Annotated in this window: 21 protein-coding genes and 1 pseudogene; 13 read left to right on the top strand and 9 right to left on the bottom strand. The window is 64.7% G+C overall.

What is annotated here, in order from left to right; all coding sequences use genetic code 11:
- Positions 1-46 precede the first annotated feature (46 nt).
- The 4 genes from ACTTAI_RS03450 to ACTTAI_RS03435 all read left to right on the top strand — a co-directional run bounded on the left by ACTTAI_RS03450 (position 47) and on the right by ACTTAI_RS03435 (position 3,853).
- Complete coding sequence (locus ACTTAI_RS03450; protein ID WP_444454323.1) at positions 47-952, top strand: LysR family transcriptional regulator; 906 nt, start codon at positions 47-49, stop codon at positions 950-952.
- 96 nt (positions 953-1,048) lie between these two features.
- Positions 1,049-2,245: an MFS transporter gene (locus tag ACTTAI_RS03445; protein WP_444454321.1), complete on the top strand. Its 1,197-nt coding sequence runs from the start codon at positions 1,049-1,051 to the stop codon at positions 2,243-2,245.
- A 61-nt stretch (positions 2,246-2,306) separates the two neighbouring features.
- A complete protein-coding gene (locus tag ACTTAI_RS03440) occupies positions 2,307-3,098 on the top strand; it encodes an inositol monophosphatase family protein (protein WP_444454320.1) in 792 nt (263 codons plus the stop codon).
- A 101-nt stretch (positions 3,099-3,199) separates the two neighbouring features.
- Positions 3,200-3,853, top strand: a complete 654-nt coding sequence (locus ACTTAI_RS03435) for a hypothetical protein (RefSeq protein ID WP_146227872.1) — start codon at positions 3,200-3,202, stop codon at positions 3,851-3,853.
- Here ACTTAI_RS03435 and ACTTAI_RS03430 read toward each other — a convergent pair.
- Positions 3,844-4,545 carry a glutathione S-transferase N-terminal domain-containing protein gene (locus tag ACTTAI_RS03430; RefSeq protein ID WP_444454317.1) on the bottom strand — a complete coding sequence of 234 codons (702 nt, stop codon included), beginning with the start codon at positions 4,543-4,545 and terminating at the stop codon, positions 3,844-3,846. The two genes, ACTTAI_RS03435 and ACTTAI_RS03430, sit on opposite strands and share 10 nt — an antisense overlap.
- Before the next feature lie 102 nt (positions 4,546-4,647).
- A pseudogene (ald, locus tag ACTTAI_RS03425) lies at positions 4,648-5,768 on the bottom strand (alanine dehydrogenase).
- 139 nt (positions 5,769-5,907) lie between these two features.
- Between ald and ACTTAI_RS03420 the strand changes: the two are divergent.
- From ACTTAI_RS03420 to ACTTAI_RS03410, 3 genes are all read left to right on the top strand, one after another.
- The gene (locus ACTTAI_RS03420; RefSeq protein ID WP_013066227.1) at positions 5,908-6,366 is read left to right on the top strand and encodes an Lrp/AsnC family transcriptional regulator; all 459 of its coding nucleotides are present in this window, start codon (positions 5,908-5,910) and stop codon (positions 6,364-6,366) included.
- A gap of 88 nt (positions 6,367-6,454) precedes the next feature.
- Positions 6,455-6,745 (top strand): hypothetical protein, encoded by a 291-nt coding sequence (locus ACTTAI_RS03415; protein ID WP_444454315.1) that lies wholly within the window; start codon positions 6,455-6,457, stop codon positions 6,743-6,745.
- A 1-nt stretch (position 6,746) separates the two neighbouring features.
- Positions 6,747-8,453, top strand: coding sequence for a methyl-accepting chemotaxis protein (locus tag ACTTAI_RS03410; RefSeq protein WP_444454313.1), 1,707 nt, complete (start codon positions 6,747-6,749; stop codon positions 8,451-8,453).
- A gap of 90 nt (positions 8,454-8,543) precedes the next feature.
- Here the strand turns inward: ACTTAI_RS03410 and rpsU are convergent, their stop codons facing one another.
- Positions 8,544-8,750: a 30S ribosomal protein S21 gene (gene rpsU / locus ACTTAI_RS03405; protein WP_011748553.1), complete on the bottom strand. Its 207-nt coding sequence runs from the start codon at positions 8,748-8,750 to the stop codon at positions 8,544-8,546.
- Positions 8,751-8,855: 105 nt separating this feature from the next.
- Here rpsU and ACTTAI_RS03400 point away from each other — a divergent pair, with 105 nt between their 5' ends.
- The gene (locus ACTTAI_RS03400; protein ID WP_444454311.1) at positions 8,856-9,536 is read left to right on the top strand and encodes a COQ9 family protein; all 681 of its coding nucleotides are present in this window, start codon (positions 8,856-8,858) and stop codon (positions 9,534-9,536) included.
- Positions 9,537-9,553: 17 nt separating this feature from the next.
- The gene (locus ACTTAI_RS03395) at positions 9,554-10,522 is read left to right on the top strand and encodes an NAD(P)H-quinone oxidoreductase (RefSeq protein WP_444455690.1); all 969 of its coding nucleotides are present in this window, start codon (positions 9,554-9,556) and stop codon (positions 10,520-10,522) included.
- A gap of 80 nt (positions 10,523-10,602) precedes the next feature.
- Here ACTTAI_RS03395 and ACTTAI_RS03390 read toward each other — a convergent pair whose 3' ends face one another.
- On the bottom strand, positions 10,603-11,238 hold the full coding sequence (locus ACTTAI_RS03390; RefSeq protein WP_444454309.1) for a ribonuclease T2 family protein: 636 nt from the start codon (positions 11,236-11,238) through the stop codon (positions 10,603-10,605).
- A 134-nt stretch (positions 11,239-11,372) separates the two neighbouring features.
- On the opposite strand from ACTTAI_RS03390, the gene ACTTAI_RS03385 reads away from it, so the two are divergent.
- Positions 11,373-12,107 carry a DUF1013 domain-containing protein gene (locus ACTTAI_RS03385; RefSeq protein ID WP_444454307.1) on the top strand — a complete coding sequence of 245 codons (735 nt, stop codon included), beginning with the start codon at positions 11,373-11,375 and terminating at the stop codon, positions 12,105-12,107.
- A 201-nt stretch (positions 12,108-12,308) separates the two neighbouring features.
- Here the strand turns inward: ACTTAI_RS03385 and ACTTAI_RS03380 are convergent, their stop codons facing one another.
- From ACTTAI_RS03380 to ACTTAI_RS03365, 4 genes are all read right to left on the bottom strand, one after another.
- Positions 12,309-14,084 (bottom strand): acyl-CoA dehydrogenase C-terminal domain-containing protein, encoded by a 1,776-nt coding sequence (locus ACTTAI_RS03380; RefSeq protein ID WP_444454305.1) that lies wholly within the window; start codon positions 14,082-14,084, stop codon positions 12,309-12,311.
- A gap of 42 nt (positions 14,085-14,126) precedes the next feature.
- Positions 14,127-14,501 (bottom strand): MerR family transcriptional regulator, encoded by a 375-nt coding sequence (locus ACTTAI_RS03375; protein ID WP_444454303.1) that lies wholly within the window; start codon positions 14,499-14,501, stop codon positions 14,127-14,129.
- A gap of 228 nt (positions 14,502-14,729) precedes the next feature.
- A complete protein-coding gene (locus ACTTAI_RS03370) occupies positions 14,730-15,104 on the bottom strand; it encodes a MerR family transcriptional regulator (protein WP_444454301.1) in 375 nt (124 codons plus the stop codon).
- The gene (locus tag ACTTAI_RS03365; RefSeq protein ID WP_444454299.1) at positions 15,101-15,556 is read right to left on the bottom strand and encodes a hypothetical protein; all 456 of its coding nucleotides are present in this window, start codon (positions 15,554-15,556) and stop codon (positions 15,101-15,103) included. Before ACTTAI_RS03365 ends, ACTTAI_RS03370 begins: the two co-directional genes overlap by 4 nt.
- A 120-nt stretch (positions 15,557-15,676) precedes the next feature.
- Here ACTTAI_RS03365 and ACTTAI_RS03360 point away from each other — a divergent pair, with 120 nt between their 5' ends.
- From ACTTAI_RS03360 to ACTTAI_RS03350, 3 genes are read left to right on the top strand one after another with little or no spacing between them, the layout of a single operon-like run.
- Positions 15,677-16,114, top strand: coding sequence for a PaaI family thioesterase (locus ACTTAI_RS03360; protein ID WP_444454297.1), 438 nt, complete (start codon positions 15,677-15,679; stop codon positions 16,112-16,114).
- Positions 16,111-16,617 (top strand): PaaI family thioesterase, encoded by a 507-nt coding sequence (locus ACTTAI_RS03355; RefSeq protein ID WP_444454295.1) that lies wholly within the window; start codon positions 16,111-16,113, stop codon positions 16,615-16,617. The genes ACTTAI_RS03360 and ACTTAI_RS03355 overlap by 4 nt, the downstream gene beginning before the upstream one ends.
- Positions 16,614-17,981 carry an MATE family efflux transporter gene (locus ACTTAI_RS03350; RefSeq protein ID WP_444454293.1) on the top strand — a complete coding sequence of 456 codons (1,368 nt, stop codon included), beginning with the start codon at positions 16,614-16,616 and terminating at the stop codon, positions 17,979-17,981. Before ACTTAI_RS03355 ends, ACTTAI_RS03350 begins: the two co-directional genes overlap by 4 nt.
- A 68-nt stretch (positions 17,982-18,049) precedes the next feature.
- Here ACTTAI_RS03350 and trpS read toward each other — a convergent pair whose 3' ends face one another.
- Positions 18,050-19,102 (bottom strand): tryptophan--tRNA ligase, encoded by a 1,053-nt coding sequence (gene trpS / locus ACTTAI_RS03345; RefSeq protein WP_444454291.1) that lies wholly within the window; start codon positions 19,100-19,102, stop codon positions 18,050-18,052.
- Between the last annotated feature and the right edge of the window lie 59 nt (positions 19,103-19,161).

Below are 19,161 nucleotides of genomic sequence, written 5' to 3'. Positions count from 1 at the left end.
TGAGACAAATTCATAATCTTCAAGAAGGTGATGAGGCAGCCTCATAATGCATATCGAGTTCCGGCATCTGCGCACGATCAAGGCGATTCACGATGCGGGCGGTCTGGCGAAGGCGGCCGACCTGCTGCACATCACCCAAAGTGCGCTCTCGCATCAGGTGAAGGGGTTGGAAGATCAGGCGGGCGTCGAGCTTTTTGCCCGCCGTTCCAAGCCCTTGCGCCTGTCCGCCGCGGGGCTGAAGCTGCTCAGGCTGGCCGAGCGCATCCTGCCCGAGATCGACGCGACCGAGGCGGAATTCGCCGCGATCCGGCAGGGCCGCGCCGGGCGGCTGCATATCGCCATCGAATGCCACGCCTGTTTCGAATGGCTGTTCCCGGTGCTGGAAGCCTTTCGCCGCGTCTGGCCCGAGATCGACATCGACATCCGCCCGGGTCTGGCCTTCACCGCGCTCGCCGCCCTTGCGCGCGAAGAAGTCGACCTTGTCATCTCTTCGGACCCAGAGCGAATCGAGGGCATCACTTTCAACCCGCTCTTCGATTATTCGCCCACCTTCATCGCCGCGGCCTCCTCGCCCCTCGCGGCGAAACCCTTTGTCGTGGCCGAGGATTTCGCCGATCAGACGCTGCTGACCTACCCGATCGACCGGGCGCGGTCGGATGTGTTCTCGCTGCTGCTCGCCCCGGCCAAGGTGGAGCCGAAAGCGCATCGGCAGGTGGAGCTGACGACCGTCATCCTGATGCTGGTGGCCTCGGGGCGCGGGGTCGCCGTGCTGCCCGACTGGGTGCTGCGCGAGGTGAAATATCAGCCCGACTACGTGACGAAGCGGGTGACGGAGCACGGGCTGACGAAGCGGCTTTACGCTGCCACGCGCGAGGAAGACGTGACCGAGCCCTATATGGCGCATTTCCTGCGGTTGGCGCGGACCGAGCCGGTGAAGCTTCAACGGGCATAAGGGCCGTCACGCAAGGGTGATGTAACCGTCACAAAGTTGCGCGTGACGCGGGATCGGGGCCGGGCTTAGATCGCGATCTCAGCCCGAGGACCATCCATGACCGCCATTCCCCAGCCGCGCGCCGCGCAAGCGACCGTGTTCCCGATCCTTCTGGCCGTATCCGCCTGCCACATGATGAACGATGTGATGCAGTCGATGCTGTCGTCGATCTATCCGATCCTGAAGCACGATTTTGCGCTGCAATATTGGCAGATCGGGCTTCTGACACTGGCGTTTCAGGGCACGGCCTCGCTGTTGCAACCAGCGATCGGAATTTACACCGATGCGAAGCCGCAGCCTTGGTCGCTGCCGCTGGCATCCTGCTGCACCTTCCTTGGCGTGATGGGGCTGGCCTTTGCGCCGACCTATCCGGCGCTGATCGCAGCGGCGATGCTGGTCGGGCTTGGCTCGGCGATCTTCCACCCGGAGAGTAGCCGCGTCGCCCGCGTCGCCTCGGGTGGGCGGTTTGGCCTTGCGCAATCGGTCTTTCAGGTCGGCGGCAATTTCGGCACCGCCATCGGCCCGCTGCTGGCAGCCTTCGTCGTGCTGCCCTTTGGTCGCCCCTCGGTCGCGATCTTTGCGGGGCTCGCCGTGCTGGCGGGCATCGTTCTGGTACAGGTCAGCCGCTGGTATGCAAGCCATCTGGCCACCCGTGCGAAAAGGATGGTGGACAAGACCCTGCCGCTGTCTAAGGGTCGCACCATCGCCGCCATCTCGGTGCTGGTGATCCTGACCTTTTCGAAGAACGCCTACATGGCGTCGCTGCACTCTTATTACACCTTCTACCTGATCGAGAGCTTCGGGGTCGACACCCGCACCGCGCAGCTGATGCTGTTCCTGTTTCTGGGCTCGGTGGCGGCCGGAACCGTGCTGGGCGGCCCGGTCGCGGATCGCTTCGGCCCGATGGTGGTGATCTGGATCTCGATCCTGGGCGTGCTGCCCTTCACCCTGGCGCTGCCACATGTCGGACTTGTCGCCTCGGGCGTGCTGACGGTCTGCATCGGGTTGATCCTCGCCTCGGCCTTCTCGGCCATCGTCGTGCTGGCGCAGGAGCTGCTGCCGGGCCGCGTGGGCATGGTCGCCGGGATCTTCTTTGGCCTCAGTTTCGGCATGGGCGGCATCGCGGCGGCGGGTCTGGGGCTGATGGCCGACCATTTCGGCATCCGCACCGTCTATCTGATCTGCTCGGTCCTGCCCGTCATGGGCGTGCTGACAGTGTTCCTGCCGAAACGCGCCGAATTGATCCGCGGCTGACCTCTTGGAATCTTCACTTCTGCCGTGTAAGGCAGGCGCTTGAACCGAAGGAGCCCACCCGATGCAAGGCAGTGCCAACCTCAACCTGATGATCAAGGCCGCGCGCAAGGCGGGGCGGGCTCTGGTGAAGGACTTCCGCGAGGTCGAGAACCTTCAGGTCTCGGCCAAGGGGCCGGGCGACTTCGTGTCGAAAGCCGATCGCGAAGCCGAGCGGATCATCAAGGAAGAGCTGCGCGGCGCCCGTCCGACCTATGGCTGGCTCGGTGAGGAAACCGGCGAAGAGGCGGGCGAAGACCCGACCCGCCGCTGGATCGTCGATCCGCTCGATGGCACCACGAACTTCCTGCACGGCCTGCCGCATTGGGCGGTGTCGATCGCGCTCGAACACAAGGGCGAAGTCGTCGCGGGCGTCATCTTCGACGCGGCGAAAGACGAACTTTACTATGCGGAAAAAGGCCTTGGCGCCTTCATGAACGAAAGCCGCCTGCGCGTGTCGGGCCGTCGTCACATGATCGAGGCGCTGTTTGCGACCGGCGTGCCCTTCGGTGGCCGCTCGACCCTGCCCGCGACGCTGCAGGATCTGGCCCGGCTGATGCCGGTCTGCGCGGGCGTGCGCCGCTTCGGCTCTGCCGCGCTTGATCTCGCCTATGTCGCCTCGGGCCGCTACGACGGCTATTGGGAGCGCGGCATCAACGCCTGGGATATCGCCGCCGGTCTGATCATCGTGAAGGAAGCGGGCGGCTTTGTCGGCCCGGTGCGCGCCGATCGCGGCATTTTCGAAAGCAGCTCGGTGATCGCGGGCAATGCGGAACTCTTCGAGCCGCTCTGCAAGATCATCCGCGACGTGAACTGATCGGCCCAAAGCATGAACGCACAGCGAACATCGCGCTGAGCGTTCACCGCTTGTTCACCCGGTTGTGACAGGGTGCCTGCATCACCAGAAGGGGATGCATCATGCTTCACGACGCGGCCTGGACACTTGCCGGAAACCTGTACAGTTCTGCCCGCCCTGCCCGGGCGCTTTTTCCGCTCGAATCGGCGATGGACGATCTTGGCCGCGCCGCACGCGATATCGCCTTTGCCGAAACCGCCGATGTGATCGCCCTGCACCGGATTTCTGTCTTGCGCGACATGATCGCCGCCTGCCGCGCCGAAATCGCGGTGCAGGAGGATACGAAGGTTGCGCTGGAACTGGCCGCCGCGATCGACGGTCTGAGCGAAGAATTGTCGTCATTCGAGGAAACGCTGCCGCTGGAACGCGCCTTCCGCGCCGATCAGCGCGACCATGCCGTCGTCCGGATCGAGGCGGCGCAATCGCGTCTGCGCAGCTTCATCGAGACCGAGGGGATGGGCGCCGATCTGTTCGACCCGGCCCTGACCCGAGACGAGGCAGTCGAACTGGCCCGCGCCGCGCTGGCGCGCAGCCCGGCACAGATCATTGCCGCCGCCCGGCTCGAAGCAGAAGCCCGTCAGACAGGTGCACCGATCCCGACGCCCGAGGGCTCGCCCTTCCATTTCACCCAGCCGGAGGGCTGGATGGCCTGGCTTGCCGCACGGCTGGCCGAGCGCGCCGGTCGCGGCATGTCGGGCGGCCCCTCTCAGGCCTGATCGCGCAGCGGCACCGACAGACCGCACTGCACGGCGGGGCGGTCAAGGAATCGATCGAGCCAGGCAGGCACATGGCGCAGCGCGTCCCAGCCGACCAGATCGGTCACCTTGTAATGCACCTGCAACGCGCGCAACCAGGGACAGATCGCAATGTCGGCAATGGAATAGTCGCCCGCGATCCACTCCTTGCCCGCCATCACCTCGTCGAGCACCCGCAACAGCCGCGCCACCTCGGCGCGGTAACGCTCTTTCGGGCGAGGGTCTTCGATGTCCTTGCCCGCATAGTTGTGGAAATAACCCAGTTGACCGAACATCGGCCCGACCCCGCCCATCTGGAACATCAGCCATTGCAGCACCTCGTAGCGCTGCGCCTGGGGCAGGAATTGTCCTGATTTCTCGGCCAGATAGATCAGGATCGCACCGCTTTCGAACAGCGCGAGCGGCTTGCCCCCCGGCCCGTTCGGATCGAGAATCGCCGGGATCTTGTTGTTCGGATTGAGCGAGAGGAACTCGGGCGTCATCTGGTCCTGCGTGTCGAAACTGACCAGATGCGGCTCATAGGGCAGACCCGTCTCCTCAAGCAGGATCGAGACTTTGATGCCATTCGGCGTCGGCAGCGAGTAGAGTTGGATCGCATCGGGACGGGTCGCGGGCCAGCGCCGGGTGATCGGGAAAAGCGAAAGATCGGTCATGAGGGGCCTCCTGTGGGACCAGCCTGCCCGAAATCTGCCCACGCGCAAGCCGCACCGGCGAACAGCCCCTGTTCCGACATGCACGCCGGAACAGGGATTATCTTACAGCTTCAGCGCCGTCGCCGGATCGATCGCCGTCAGGCCCAGCGCCGCGCCGACCGGGGCGCAGGTGATCCGGCCCGCATGGACATTGAGCCCAGCCAGCAGATGCGGATCGTCGCCACAGGCCTGCCGCCAGCCCTTGTTCGCAAGTGCCAGCAGGAAGGGCAGCGTCGCATTGCCCAGCGCCTGGGTGGAGGTCCGAGCCACGGCGCCCGGCATGTTCGCCACGCAATAGTGAATGATTCCATCCACTTCGTAGATCGGATCCTGATGGGTCGTGGCTTTCGAGGTCTCGAAACAACCGCCTTGATCGATCGCCACATCGACCAGCACCGCGCCCGGCTTCATCGTCTTCAACATCGCGCGGCTGACCAGTTTCGGCGCCGCCGCCCCCGGCACCAGCACCGCGCCAATCACCATGTCGGCGTCCTTGATCAGCTCGGCCGTCGCGGCGCGGTCGGAATATTGCGTCGTCAGCCGCCCCATGAAAACATCGTCCAGATAGCTCAGCCGCGGGATCGAGCGATCAAGCACCGTCACATGCGCCCCCATCCCGGTCGCCACCCGCGCCGCCGCCGTGCCGACGACCCCGCCACCGATGATCACCACATTGGCCGGACGCACCCCCCGGCACGCCGCCCATCAGCACACCGCGCCCGCCATTGGCCTTTTTGCAGCGCCCAAGACCCGACTTGCGGTGCCAGCCGCCCCGCCACTTCGGACATCGGCGCCAGAAGCGGCAACCCGCCGTTGCGGTCGGTCACGGTCTCATAGGCGATGCAAGTGGCGCCGGATTTGATCAAATCCGCCGTCTGCTCCGGATCGGGCGCCAGATGCAGATAGGTGAACAGCACCTGCCCGGGGCGCAGCTGTGCCCGTTCGACCGGCTGAGGTTCTTTCACCTTGACCACCATCTCGGCCTCGGCCCAGACCGTTGCCGCATCCGTCGCGATCGCCGCCCCGGCAGCGACATAATCGGCATCGGCAAACCCCGCCCCCAGCCCCGCGCCGGTTTCGATCAGCACCGCATGGCCCTGCGCCACCGCCTCCTGCGCCGCCGCCGGGGTCATGCCGACCCGAAATTCCTGCGCCTTGATTTCTTTCACGCATCCGATCTTCATGGCTTTCCTCCCTGCCATTTCTGTCCTCACTCTGCGCTTGCTGGCATGAAAAATGCATTCAAATATGCTTGCAAAACACCCCTTACTGCGCGCATATATTTCGCCAATCCGCAAAACCTTCGAAGAAACTTGCGCAGCCATGACCCTTGACGCCACAGATCGTCGCATCCTGACCGTGTTGCAAAAACAGGGCCGCATCTCGAATGCGGAACTGTCCGAGCGGGTCAACCTCTCGGCCTCGGCTTGCCACCGCCGCGTGCAACGGCTTGAGGAAGAGGGGTACATTCGCGATTACGTCGCGCTGCTCGACGCCCGGCGACTGGGTCGACCGACCACCGTCTTCGTCGAGATCACGCTCTCGGGTCAGGCGGACGAGGTGCTTGAAGCCTTCGAACGCGAGGTCAAAAAAATCCCCGATGTGCTCGAATGTCATCTGATGGCGGGCTCTGCCGACTATCTGCTGAAGGTCGTGGCCGAGGACACCGAGGATTTCGCCCGCATCCACCGCTCGAAACTGGCGCGGCTGCCCGGCGTGCAGGGGATGCAAAGCTCCTTCGCGCTGCGCACCGTTTTCAAGACCACCGCGCTGCCGATCTGAGCGGAATTTGCGCATAAGTGTCAGGGCTCAGGATGCCTGAACATCGGTTGTTAAGAGCTTGCGCCTAGGCTTCCGGCCGGAGGCTTTGATGCGACTCGAATTCATGGTTCTGGCCCTGTCCATAACGCTTGCCCCGGCGGGCGCACTTTTCGATGCGAAAGCATCGGGTGCAGGCCCTTGGGTCATGGTTGTCCCACCTTGGCGCAGCGCCGATCTGATCGCCGCGAAGGCGGGCGCGCATATCATCGGCCCGACAGAGGCCCCTCTCGGACATCTCGTGGCCGCATCGGAGCCGGGCGCGGCAAAGCGCCTTGCCGATGCCGGGGCTTGGGCCGTCCTCGACGCCGCGACCGTGACCGCATTTTGTGGAGTGTACTGAGATGAAGATGCCCTCGACGGAACAGGACATGATCTCGATCCGGTTGCGGCTTTTTCTGCTGGCGACCCTGACCTGTGCCGTCCTTGTCACCGGCGTTGCAGTCCTTGTCGGCACGGCGACGCTGGCAGCCAGTCTGATTGCCTGGATCTTTGCGGGCATCGCCGGACTTGGCTATCTGCGCGGGGACTGCACGAGCGGCCGCACCCTGGTGGCTCAGGGGCTCGTGGGGCAAGCAATTGCTTTCACCGCCGCCCTGTCCGGGCATCCTTGGCAGATCGACAGCCACATGGTCTATTTCGCGGTTCTCGCCGCACTCGGGGCGATGGTCGACATCCGCGTGCTGCTGATTTCGGCAGCCACGATCGCCTTGCATCATCTGTCGCTCAGCGTCCTGGTGCCGAATCTCGTCTACCCCAGCAGCGAACTTTGGCCCAACATCCTGCGCACCCTGTTCCACGGCGCCCTAGTAGTGGCGGAAACTGGGGTTCTGATTGCAAGCGTGGTCTATCGCCAGCAGATGGAGGCGTCGCTCTCCACCCAGCTCGACAGCGTGCACCAGATGTCCCAACGCGCCGAGGAAGCCCAACGCCGCGCCGAGGAAGCCGCCCAGCAGGCCGAAGCGCGTCGACGCGACTCGGACAAGGTGGCGCAGGAAGCCCATGCCCTGCGTGCCGAAGCCGAGGAAACGGCCCGTGCCGCGGCCGAAGCCAATGCCCGCGCGCTGGAGGCGTCCGCCCGTCTGGCGGATGAGCGCAACGCCCACACGGCACGTCAGGAAGAGGTCGTCACCCGCCTGCGCGACGTGTTGCGGGCCCTTTCGGGCGGAGATCTGACCGTTCGGCTGGCCCGGATCGAAGGCGGCAACTACGGTTCTCTGAGTGAAGATTTCAACGCCGCAGTGACCCAGCTTGCGCAGGCCATCGGGGTGGCGCTGTCCTGCTCGGAAGAGATCACCGCGCAGATTGCCGATATCACCTCGGCCTCGGAAAATCTCTCGGCGCGGACGGAGCGACAGGCGCATGCGCTGGCGACCACCGCCTCGGCGATGAACGAATTGTCGAGCTCGGTGGGCTCTGCCGCACAGATGGCCACTGCGGCCGCACAGGCGGCTCAGGCCGCGGAAAAGATGGCGCGCGACAGCACGCATGTCGTCAGTGCTTCGATCCGCGCCATGGGCGAAATCGAGCAGAGCTCGCATCAGATCGCCTCGATCACCTCGGTCATCGACGATATCGCCTTCCAGACCAACCTTCTGGCCCTGAACGCCGGGGTCGAAGCCGCCCGAGCGGGCGAAGCGGGCCGCGGTTTTGCCGTCGTCGCCTCCGAGGTGCGCGATCTGGCGCAACGGTCCTCGGCCTCCGCGCGCGAGATTTCGACGCTGATCCAATCGTCGGAGCGACAGGTGAAGACCGGGGTGGATCTGGTGAACCAGATGGTGACCACGCTCGACAGCATCGTTTCGGCGGTCGAAAACATCTCGGCCCGGGTTGCTGAAATTGCCCGCTCGGCCGAAGAGCAATCGCGGGCGCTGACCGAGATCAACGGCTCGGTCGAGCAACTCGATGCAGTGACGCAACAGAACGTCGCGATGTTCGAGGAAACGACCGCTGCCAGCCGTGTATTGTCGGGCATGTCGGCACAACTGCGCGAAGCCATGGTGCTTTTCCGCACCGAAGCCATGGCCGAGTCGCAACGTCGGGTTGCCTGAGCCAACCGCCCCCTAAAACCAGAAACCCCCGTTGGCTGAGCCACGGGGGTTCGCGGTGCGGGCAAGCCCGCCAGCGTTATCAAACGCCTCTTAAAGTGCGCCTTCGCGCTGAGCTTTCTTCCGCGCCAGTTTACGGGCACGGCGAACGGCTTCAGCTTTCTCGCGCGCTTTCTTCACGGACGGCTTTTCGAAATGCTGCTTGAGCTTCATTTCACGGAAAACCCCCTCGCGCTGAAGTTTTTTCTTCAGGGCACGAAGCGCTTGTTCGACGTTGTTGTCGCGAACGCTGACCTGCATGTGGTGTCACCACCTTCCTAAGTTTGAGTTGCATCAGTTTGCAGGAAGCGGCCATATAGCAAAGGTCCGGACATTTGTCCACCGCTGCCGCGCAAGGGAAAAGCAATGAAAAACGACCATTTGGAGGCATCGCGCCTGCGGGCCGACCTGCTCGAGGCGATCACGCCGCATGTGCCTTTCGATGGCTGGTCCGATCCGGCCTTTGCCGCGGCAGTGACCGATCTTGGCGTCGATCCTACGCTGGCGCGGCTTGTCTGCCCGCGCGGCGCCATCGATCTGGCGGCAGAATATCACCGCGCCGCCGACCGGGCGCTGGCTGTAGCGCTGAAAGAACAAGATTTTCAGGACCTTCGCTTTCGCGACAAGGTCGCGACGGCGGTGAAGATGCGGATCGGCATGGTCGATGCCGAGCTTGTCCGCCGCGCCAGTTCCGCCTTTGCCCTGCCGCAGAACATGGCGCTGGGCGGACGGCTCGTCTGGGAAACCGCGGATACGATCTGGCTCGGCCTTGGCGACGAGAGCCGCGATTACAACTGGTATTCGAAGCGCCTGACGCTGTCGGGCGTGTTCTCGACGACGGTGCTGTTCTGGATCGGCGACGAAAGCCCCGAGCATGCCGACACCTGGGCCTTCCTGAACCACCGGATCGAGGACGTGCTGCAGTTCGAAAAGATCAAGGGCGGGCTGCTGCGCCTGCCGGGCCTGCGCGGTTTCCTCGACACGATTCGCGCCCCGGTGCCAATGGCTGCCCCGGGCAGTCTCTCGCCGCGGAGGGAAACACTTTGAAGGCCCTGCCGCAGTCGATGCGCTGCATCGAAATCACCGCCCCCGGCGGCCCCGAGGTGCTGAAACTTGCCAGCCGCGCCGTTCCGGTCCCCGGCCCCGGCGAGATCCTGATCGAGATCGCTTACGCCGGGGTGAACCGCCCCGATGCGCTGCAGCGCGCCGGGGCCTACAAGGCGCCACCCGGCGCCTCGGACCTGCCCGGCCTCGAAGCCTCGGGCCGAATCGCGGCGCTCGGCCCCGGCGTGTCCGGCTGGTCGGTCGGCGATCCGGTTTGCGCGCTCCTGCCCGGCGGCGGCTATGCCGAATATGCCACCTGCCCCGCCGCCCATACCCTGCCGATCCCGATCGGCATCAGCCTGCGCGACGCCGCCTGCCTGCCCGAGACCTGCTTCACCGTCTGGTCGAACGTGGTGATGCGCGGCGGCCTCTCGGCGGGCGAGCGGTTTCTGATCCACGGCGGCTCCTCCGGCATCGGCACGACGGCGATCCAGATCGCCCGCGCGCTCGGCGCCCGGGTCTGGGCGACCGCTGGCAGCGCCGAGAAATGCAGTGCCTGCGAAGCCTTGGGCGCCACCGCGATCAACTATCGCGAGGCCGATTTCGCCGAAGTTCTGCGCGCCGAGGGCGGCGCGAACCTGATCCTCGACATGGTGGGGGGCAGCTATATCGCCCGCAATCTCAAAGCTTTGGCGGACGAGGGGCGGATGGTCTTCATCGCCTTCCTCGAAAGCCCGAAGGCCGAGATCAACTTCGCCCAGGTGATGCTGCGCCGCCTGACGATCACCGGCTCGACCCTGCGTCCACAATCCGACACCGCCAAGGCAGAAATCGCTCGGCAACTGCGCGCACAAGTCTGGCCGATGATCGAGGCGGGCAAGCTCAAGGTGGTGCAGGACAGCGTCTTCCCGCTCGAAGAGGCCGCAAGCGCCCATGCCCGCATGGAATCAAGCGCCCATATCGGCAAGATCGTGCTGCGCCTCTTCTGAGAACGCCCACGGAAAGGGCGTATTTGCACCAAGAAAAAACCCTGCGGCTTTTCCTGGTTCAAATACGCCCTTTCAGGCGCTTATCGCACGCGCTCCATCAAGGCATCGCGCAGGCGGCACTCGCGCCGCACATCCGCCCCGCAGCGCCGCGGCGCGAGGTCCTTTTTCAGACAGATCCGGACCTCGTCGATCCGGTCGCCCTCACAGGTCACCGTCACACTTTCGCGCGACAGCCCCGGATTGGCCTCAAGGAAAGCCTCTTCGACCACAGAGGCGGGCAGCCGCAAATCCCGCGCAAGCGCTTGAAACGGCTTTGGAACCGCGATGTTCGCATAGGCTTTCCGCGCCGTTGCGAAATAGTCCTCCGCCGCCAGACCGGAACAGCGGCCATGCTTCTTCCACTGATACCAGGCCGCCCCGTCCGAGCCCATCACATCCGCCATCGCCGCCGATTGCGCCCGCGACGGATCCCGCACCGAACTGCGGCAATAGCTCGGATAGCCCTCCTCGAACTGCGGCCAAAGCCCGTGCAGCACGAAAGCGGCACCGCTGCCCGGGTCGCATTGGCGGGCGTCCCGGTCCCTGCCCTCGGTCGCACACCATCCGGGCGACCAGCTCAGCGCCAACACATAATAGTCGAAATCGCCCGCCCGCTCGCCCTCGGCAAAGGCGTTCGAGCCAATCAGAACTGCGGCACAAATGGCGAAAAGTCTCATTTTCTCTTTCCTCCGCAGCCATTCGGCCCTATATAGACCGGCAATTCCCCACCAGAGATGGACCGCGGCCGGGGGGAACCCGGGCCGCAGCCGATTTCTCGGCCCGGGAGAGATATGTGTAGAGGATCGCTCCGATGACGAACAAGCCCCTGATGGCGAAGGCCACCGCCGTTTGGCTCGTGGACAATACGACCCTGACCTTCAAGCAGATCGCCGATTTCTGCGGCATGCATGAGCTCGAGGTGCAGGGGATTGCGGATGGCGACGTTGCAGTGGGGGTGAAGGGCTTCGATCCGGTCGGCTCGAACCAGCTCGACCCGCGCGAGATCGAAAAGGGCGAGAAAGACCCGATCTACAAGCTGCGGCTCAAGTTCAATGCCGCCGCCGTGGGCGAGGACAAGCGCCGCGGCCCGCGTTACACGCCGCTGTCGAAGCGTCAGGACCGGCCGAATGCGATCCTCTGGCTGGTGAAGTTCCACCCCGAGCTTGCCGATGCGCAGATCGCCCGTCTGGTCGGCACGACGAAACCGACGATCGCCTCGATCCGCGAGCGCACGCATTGGAACATCGGTTCGATGACCGCGATCGACCCGGTCGCGCTGGGTCTGTGCCGTCAGTCAGAACTCGACAGCGAAGTGCAGAAGGCCGCGAAGAAACGCGCCGCCGATGGCGTGATGAGCGATGACGAGCGCCGCAAACTGGTGTCGACCGAGCAGAGCCTCGGCATGAGCACCGAACCGCGCCTGCCGGGCACCGGCATCGAGGGCTTCGGCCTCGATCCGCGCGACGAAGAGGTGGAGGATCCGAAAGACTTCTCGGATGCCGACAGCTTCTTCAACCTGCCGCATGGCGACGACGACGAGGATTAAGACGACAGCCACGATCCGCGCCGCTGATCGTTCCGCCATTTCAAAAGAAAGGGGCCCTCCGGCGACGGAAGGGCCCCTCTTCAATTTCCGAACCTCGAAACCCGGCAAGGCTTTTTCGTGGTTCAAATACGCCGGTGGTCCGGGGGCGGAGCCCCCGGCGAGTCGCCTCGGGCGCAAGCCCGCGGCGAAATCCGCGCGCTCTCAGAACTGCTCGACCGACAGCCCCATCACCGTCTCCGAACCGCTTTCGATCCGCGCCAGATGCAAGGCGCAGGCGGGCAGGTGCCGCGCCATGTAATAGCGCCCGGTGGTGATCTTCGCCTCGTAGAAGGCCCGATCCGAGGCCCCGCCGTCCAGCGCCGCATGCGCCGCCGCCGCCATCCGCGTCCACATCAGGCCAAGGCAGACATGCCCCATCAGATGCATGAAGTCGTAGCTGCCCGAGAGCGCCGCATCCGGGTTCTTCGCAGCATTCTGCAGGAAGAACATCCCCGCCGCCTGCATCTGCTTCGAGGCAACCTTCAGCGCATCGGTGAAAGGCTTCATCCGGTCATCGCCGTCATGCGCCTTGCACTCGGCCTTGACCATCTCGAAGAAGCCCATCAGCGGCTTGCCACCCTCGGCCGCGAGCTTGCGCCCGACAAGGTCCAGCGCCTGCACCCCGTTCGCGCCTTCGTAGATCATCGTGATCCGGGCATCGCGGACGAACTGGCTCATCCCCTGTTCTTCGATATAGCCATGCCCGCCCCAGACCTGCTGCGCCAGCACGCAGGTCTCGAAGCCCTTGTCGGTCAGGAAGCCCTTGATCACCGGCGTCATCAGCGAGATCAGCCCCTCGGCCCCCGCGTCCTGCAGCCCATGCGCGCGGTCGATCAGCGTCGCCCCCCAATAGGTGAAGGCCCGCGCGCCTTCGAGGAAGCTTTTCTGATCCATCAGCGACCGGCGAATGTCGGGATGCACGATCAAGGGATCGGCCGCACCTGCGGGGTTGGCGATGCCGGTCACGGCGCGGCCCTGCAGACGGTCCTTCGCATAGGCCAGCGCGTTCTGATAGGCGGCCTCGGCCACCGCATAGCCCTGCAGACCCACGCCCAGCCGCGCCTCGTTCATCATCGTGAACATCGCGCGCATGCCCTTGTGCAGATCACCGAGCAGATAGCCGGTCGCGCCGTCATAATTCATCACGCAGGTCGCCGAGCCGTGAATGCCCATCTTGTGCTCGACCTTGCCGACGCTCACCGCATTGCGGGCGCCCAGCGAGCCATCGGCATTCACAAGGAATTTCGGCACGATGAAGAGCGAAATCCCCTTCGTCCCCTCGCCGCCGCCCGGCGCCTTGGCCAGCACCAGATGGATGATGTTCTCGGCCAGATCATGCTCGCCCGCCGAGATGAAGATCTTCGTGCCGGTGATCTTGTAGCTGCCATCCGCCTGCGGCTCGGCCTTGGTGCGCAACAGCCCCAGATCGGTGCCGCAATGCGGCTCGGTCAGGTTCATCGTCCCGGTCCAGTCGCAGGCCACCATTTTCGGCAGATAGGTCGCCTTCTGGTCCTCGGTGCCATGCGCCTCGATCGCCGAAACGGCGCCATGCGTCAGGCCCTGATACATGTTGAAAGCCATGTTGGCCGAAACGAACATCTCGCCGACAGCGCAGTTGATCACATAGGGCATCCCCTGCCCGCCGTAATCGGGGTTGCAATCCAGCGCGGTCCAGCCGCCTTCCTTCATCGCGGCAAAAGCCTTGTCGAAGCCAGCGGGCGTGCGCACGGTGCCGTTTTCCAGCTTGCAGCCCTGCGTGTCGCCCACCGCATTCAGCGGCGCCAGCACCTCGGAGGCCACCTTGCCCGCCGCGTCCAGCACGGCCTCGGTGAACTCACGCTCCAGATCGGCATAGCCGGGCACATCCTGCCCGGAGACGTTCAGCAGCTCGTGCAGCACGAACTGCATGTCACGGATGTTCGCGGTATAGCTCGGCATGGGTCTCTCCCTTTTCCCTCCGACCCGGGAAAGGAGCGCGGCCTACTCCGCCAGCCTCTCCTCGCCCCAGGCAATCTGCGTCGCCAACTCCTCGATCGCCTGACCGAGTTCGTCGCGCTGACGCTCCATCTCCCTCAGCCTCTGACGCGCCAGTTTCAGCGTCTCGGCCATCTGCGTCTTCTGCTGGTCCCCCATGTCATAAAGGTCCAGCAGCTGGCGAATATCCTCGAGGCTGAAGCCGAAGCGCTTGCCGCGCAGGATCAGTTTCAACCGCGCCCGGTCGCGCCGGGTGAACAGCCGTTTCTGCCCCTCGCGGACCGGAAACAGCAGCTCCTTCGCCTCGTAGAACCGCAAGGTGCGGGGCGTCACCTCGAACGCATCGCACATCTCGCGGATCGTCATCATGTCGTCACTCATCGTGCCGCCCCTTGCTTCCCTTTGCGTAACGTAAGGCGGCAGATCGAGTTTCCACCATCACATTACAAGTTTGGTTTACGTTCGCGTCACTGTAACGTCGCGTCACGGTGACGTTGACGTAATGTCAGACAGAAAAGCGCAGGAAAATGGAAATTCCGTTACCCGCAACGGGCGGGCAAAGCGATCGCACAGCGGAAAAGATGGCCCTGAAAGAAGGCCGATTCGAGGTCAGTCGGTGAGGATCCGGGCGACATCGTCGCGCAGCGCGCGCAGGTCGGTGATCGCCGCCTGCAGCTCGTCAAGCTGCTTGCCCAGAACGCCCAGCTGCCGGTCGGCCAGTTCGATCCAGGCGCGGTTCTGCGCCTCGGTGCCCTGATGATCGTAGATCAAGAGCCACTGCCGCAGCTCTTCCAGGCTGAAGCCGAAGCGGCGTCCGCGCAGGATCAGCGTCATCCGCGCCACTTCGCGCGGGCCATAGAACCGGGCCCGGCCTTCCTTCTGCGGCGCCAGCAGCTCGATATATTCGTAATAGCGCAGCGTTCGCGGCGTGACGTCGAAGCGCGCGCACATTTCCTTGAAGCTCATGCGACTTGGCTCGGTCATTGGAACTCCTTCCACGCCTTGATCGCGAAACCTAGGAACATCACGACGAGCACCGCAAGCTTGGCGAAATTGATCATCTGGCGCTGACGCAGCAGCCTCTGCGCTGACGGAGAGGCCGCCAGCGTCGGCGGGCGTGCACGCAACATCTCGTCATCGGGATGGATATACCATTCGTTCAGGCTGCGATAAGATTCGAATTCGTCGCCGCGCGCGCGCAACCCCATCTTCTCTGCCAACGCAATGACCGCAGTCAACGCCACGTCGTCCGGCGTCTTGATCCAGGCTTCTCCATCCGACAGGACAACCCGCGCGACAAGCTTCCCCTCCGGTTCAAGCCGCAGTTCCTGTTCCTTCTCATCGGCATCCCAGCCCAACGCCTCCCCCGCGAGGGCCAGTTCGGCCCAGCCGATAGGGCGGGATGGACTTGCGACAAGCTCGACGTGATATCCCATGGTGCGTCCCCCTCGCGGGCGAAGCTAACGCGCGGTTGACGCAGCATCAACCTCTCTCGCGCCGCGTGTGGCTTGCCTTGGTCGCAACGTCACGGCATCGTGGCCGAAATCGGAGGGCACATGGACGAGGCAAAGCTGAAACAGGCGCGGATGTTCATCGAGGCGATCCCGCATGCCCGCGCGCTGGGGATGCGGCTTGACGCGATCGGCGGCGGCGCGGCGGAACTGTCGATGGACTGGCGCGAAGATCTGGTGGGCGATCCGCGCACCGGGGTCATTCACGGCGGCGCGGTCTCGGCGCTTTTGGACACCTGCTGCGGGGCTGCGGTGATGAGCCACCCCGAGGCGCCCGCTGGCACCGCAACCATCGATCTGCGCATCGATTACATGCGCGCGGCGACGCCGCGCCAGCGCATCACCGCCCGGGCCGAGGTCTATCACATCACCCGTAGCGTGGCGTTTTTGCGGGCGACGGCCCATGACGAGGAAGCGGGCCTGCCCGTCGCCTCGGCCACCGGCGCCTTTACCGTCGAACGCCCGAAAGGCGGTGCGCAATGAGCCGCCCGAAACCCGAACCCGTTCAGGTGGTCAAGGGCCGTCGCGATGCGGCCCTGCGCGCGCTCGTCTCGGGCGTGCCCTATATCCAGTTCCTCGGCATCGAATTCGACCGTCGCGGCGACGAATTGACCGCGGTGATGCGCTATGACGACAAGCTGATCGGCAACCCGCTGATCCCGGCGATCCACGGCGGCGTGACCGCGGCTTTCCTCGAAGTCGCGGCGATCATGGAACTGTCGTGGACGCTTTTGTGGGAGGATATGGAGGCCGGTCTGATCGACCTCTCCGCCCCCGATCCGGTCTTGCCGCGGCTGCCGAAGACGATCGATTTCACCGTCGATTACCTGCGCTCCGGCCTGCCGCGCGATGCCTATGCGCGGGCGCGGGTGAACCGCTCGGGTCGGCGCTATGCCTCGGTGCATGTCGAAGCCTGGCAGGACAACCGCGCGAAACTCTTCGCGCAGGCGACCGGGCATTTCCTGATGCCGGACCGCGAGGAATGAACCAGATCAGCCACGGCCGGGTGCTGCGCATTGCGCTTCCGATCGTGATCTCGAATGCGACCGTGCCGCTTCTGGGCGCGGTCGATACGGCCGTCGTCGGCCAGATGGGACAGGCCGCGCCGATTGGTGCCGTCGGCATCGGCGCCGTGGTGCTGGCCTCGGTCTACTGGATCTTCGGCTTCCTGCGCATGGGCACCACGGGGCTTGTCGCGCAGGCGCGCGGCGAGGGTGACAGCCTTGAGGTCTCGGCCGGGCTCATTCGCGCGGTCCTGATCGGCTGGCTGGCGGGGCTGAGCCTGATCGTGCTGCACTCCCCGGTCCTCTGGGCAGCTTTCCAGATCGCCCTCGCCTCGCCCGAGGTCGAGACGCTTGCCCACGACTATCTGTCGATCCGGATCTGGGGCGCCCCTGCCACGATCTCGCTTTACGCCTTCACCGGCTGGCTGATCGCACTCGAACGCACCCGCGCCGTGCTGGTGCTGCAACTCCTGATGAACGGGCTGAACGTCGGCCTTGATCTCTGGTTCGTGCTTGGTCTCGGGCTTGGCGTGAAGGGGGTGGCGGCGGCCACGCTGATCGCCGAACTCTCGGGGCTGGTGCTGGCGCTCTGGCTCGCCCGCTCGGCCCTCGTGCCGGGGCTGAGCAGGGCTGTGATCCTTGCCGCGGCCCCGCTCAGGCAGATGGCGCGGGTCAACACCGACATCATGATCCGCTCGGTGATCCTGCAGGGCAGCTTCACCACCTTCCTGTTTCTGGGCGCAGGTCAGGGCGATGTGAAACTGGCCGCCAATCAGGTGCTGCTGCAGTTTCTGGAGATCACCGCCTATGCCCTCGACGGCTTTGCCTTTGCGGCGGAAAGTCTGGTCGGACAGGCGGTCGGCGCCCGCTCCCCCGCCCGCTTGCGCCGCGCGGCAATCGTTGCCGCGCAATGGGGCGCAGGCGGCGCGGCGCTCTTGGCGGCAGCCTTCCTGCTCTTCGGCGGCATGATCATCGACACGATGACCACGGCGCCCGAGGTGCGGGAAACGGCCCGGCACTACCTGCCCTGGATGGGATTGGCGCCGCTCCTCGGCATCGCCGCCTGGATGTTCGACGGCATCTTCATCGGCGCGACGCTGACCCGCGAGATGCGCAATGCGATGCTGCTTTCTGTGACGATCTACATCGCCGCGCTTTGTGCCCTGATCCCGGCCTTTGGCAATCACGGGCTCTGGGCGGCGCTGATGGTCCTGAACCTCGCGCGCGGCGTGACGATGGCGCGGCTTTATCCCCGGGCCGAGGCGAAAGCTGCACCGGCGCAGGGGGGGCGCTGCCCCCCTCTGACCTTCGGTCAGTCACCCCCCGAGATATTTGGGGCAAGATAAAGAGACTGCCTTTTATCTTGCCTCAAATATCCCGGGGGTGCGGGGGCAGAGCCCCCCGCCTCTGTCGCTTACCGCGAGCGGATCATCCCCATGATCTCAAGCGTCTTTTGCAGGATCGGTTGGGCGATCGCATCGGCCTTGTCTGCGCCCTTGCCCAGAATCCGGTCGATCTCGGCCGGGTCGTTCATCAACCGGCTCATCTCGGTCGAGATCGGTTCCAGCTTCGAAACCGCAAGATCGGCGAGCGCCGGTTTGAAGGTGCCAAAACCCTGCCCGGCATATTCGGCAATCACCTCGGCGGGGGTCTTGTCGGCCAGCGCCGCATAGATGTTCACGAGGTTGCGCGCCTCGGCCCGGCCTTCAAGCCCTTCAAGGCTGTCGGGCAGCGGCTCGGGATCGGTCACCGCCTTGCGGAACTTCTTCGCGATCGTATCGGCGTCGTCGGTCAGGTTGATCCGGCTCGCATCGGACGGGTCCGATTTCGACATCTTCTTCGAGCCGTCGCGCAGGCTCATCACCCGCGTCGCGACGCCTTCGATCAGCGGCAGCGGCGCCGGGAAGAAGTCGACACCGTAGTCATGGTTGAACTTCGCGGCGATGTCGCGGCACAGTTCCACATGCTGCTTCTGATCCTCGCCCACCGGCACCATCGTGGCGTGGTAAAGCAGGATGTCCGCCGCCATCAGCGAGGGATAGGCGAACAGACCCAGCGACTGCTTTTCGGCGTTCTTGCCCGCCTTGTCCTTCCACTGCGTCATGCGGTTCATCCAGCCCATCCGCGCGACACAGTTCAAAAGCCAGCCCAGCTCCGCATGGCCCGAGACCTGCGATTGATTGAACAGCACCGAGCGCTCGGGATCGATGCCCGAGGCGATGAAGGCCGCCGCCGCCTCGCGGGTCTGTTTCTTCAGCGCTTCGGGGTCTTGCCAGACGGTGATCGCGTGCAGATCGACAAGGCAATAGATCGTCTCGATGCCTTCGTTCTGCTTTTCGGCGAACCGCTTCAGCGCCCCCAGATAATTGCCCAGCGTCAGGTTGCCCGAGGGCTGGATGCCGGAAAAGATCCGCGGCGTGAACTTGGCGTTGATCTCTTCGGGGGTAGGTTGCGACTGTTCGGACATCTGGGCGCTCCGGGCTGGAAATTCGGATGTCTTGCGCTTATCGCTAAAGGGCGCGGGGC

Source organism: Rhodobacter capsulatus, assembly GCF_052363175.1.
GTDB classification, from domain to species: domain Bacteria; phylum Pseudomonadota; class Alphaproteobacteria; order Rhodobacterales; family Rhodobacteraceae; genus Rhodobacter; species Rhodobacter capsulatus_D.
The sequence above is the reverse complement of the archived record's forward strand: the minus strand, read 5'-3'. Positions and strand labels throughout refer to the sequence as shown.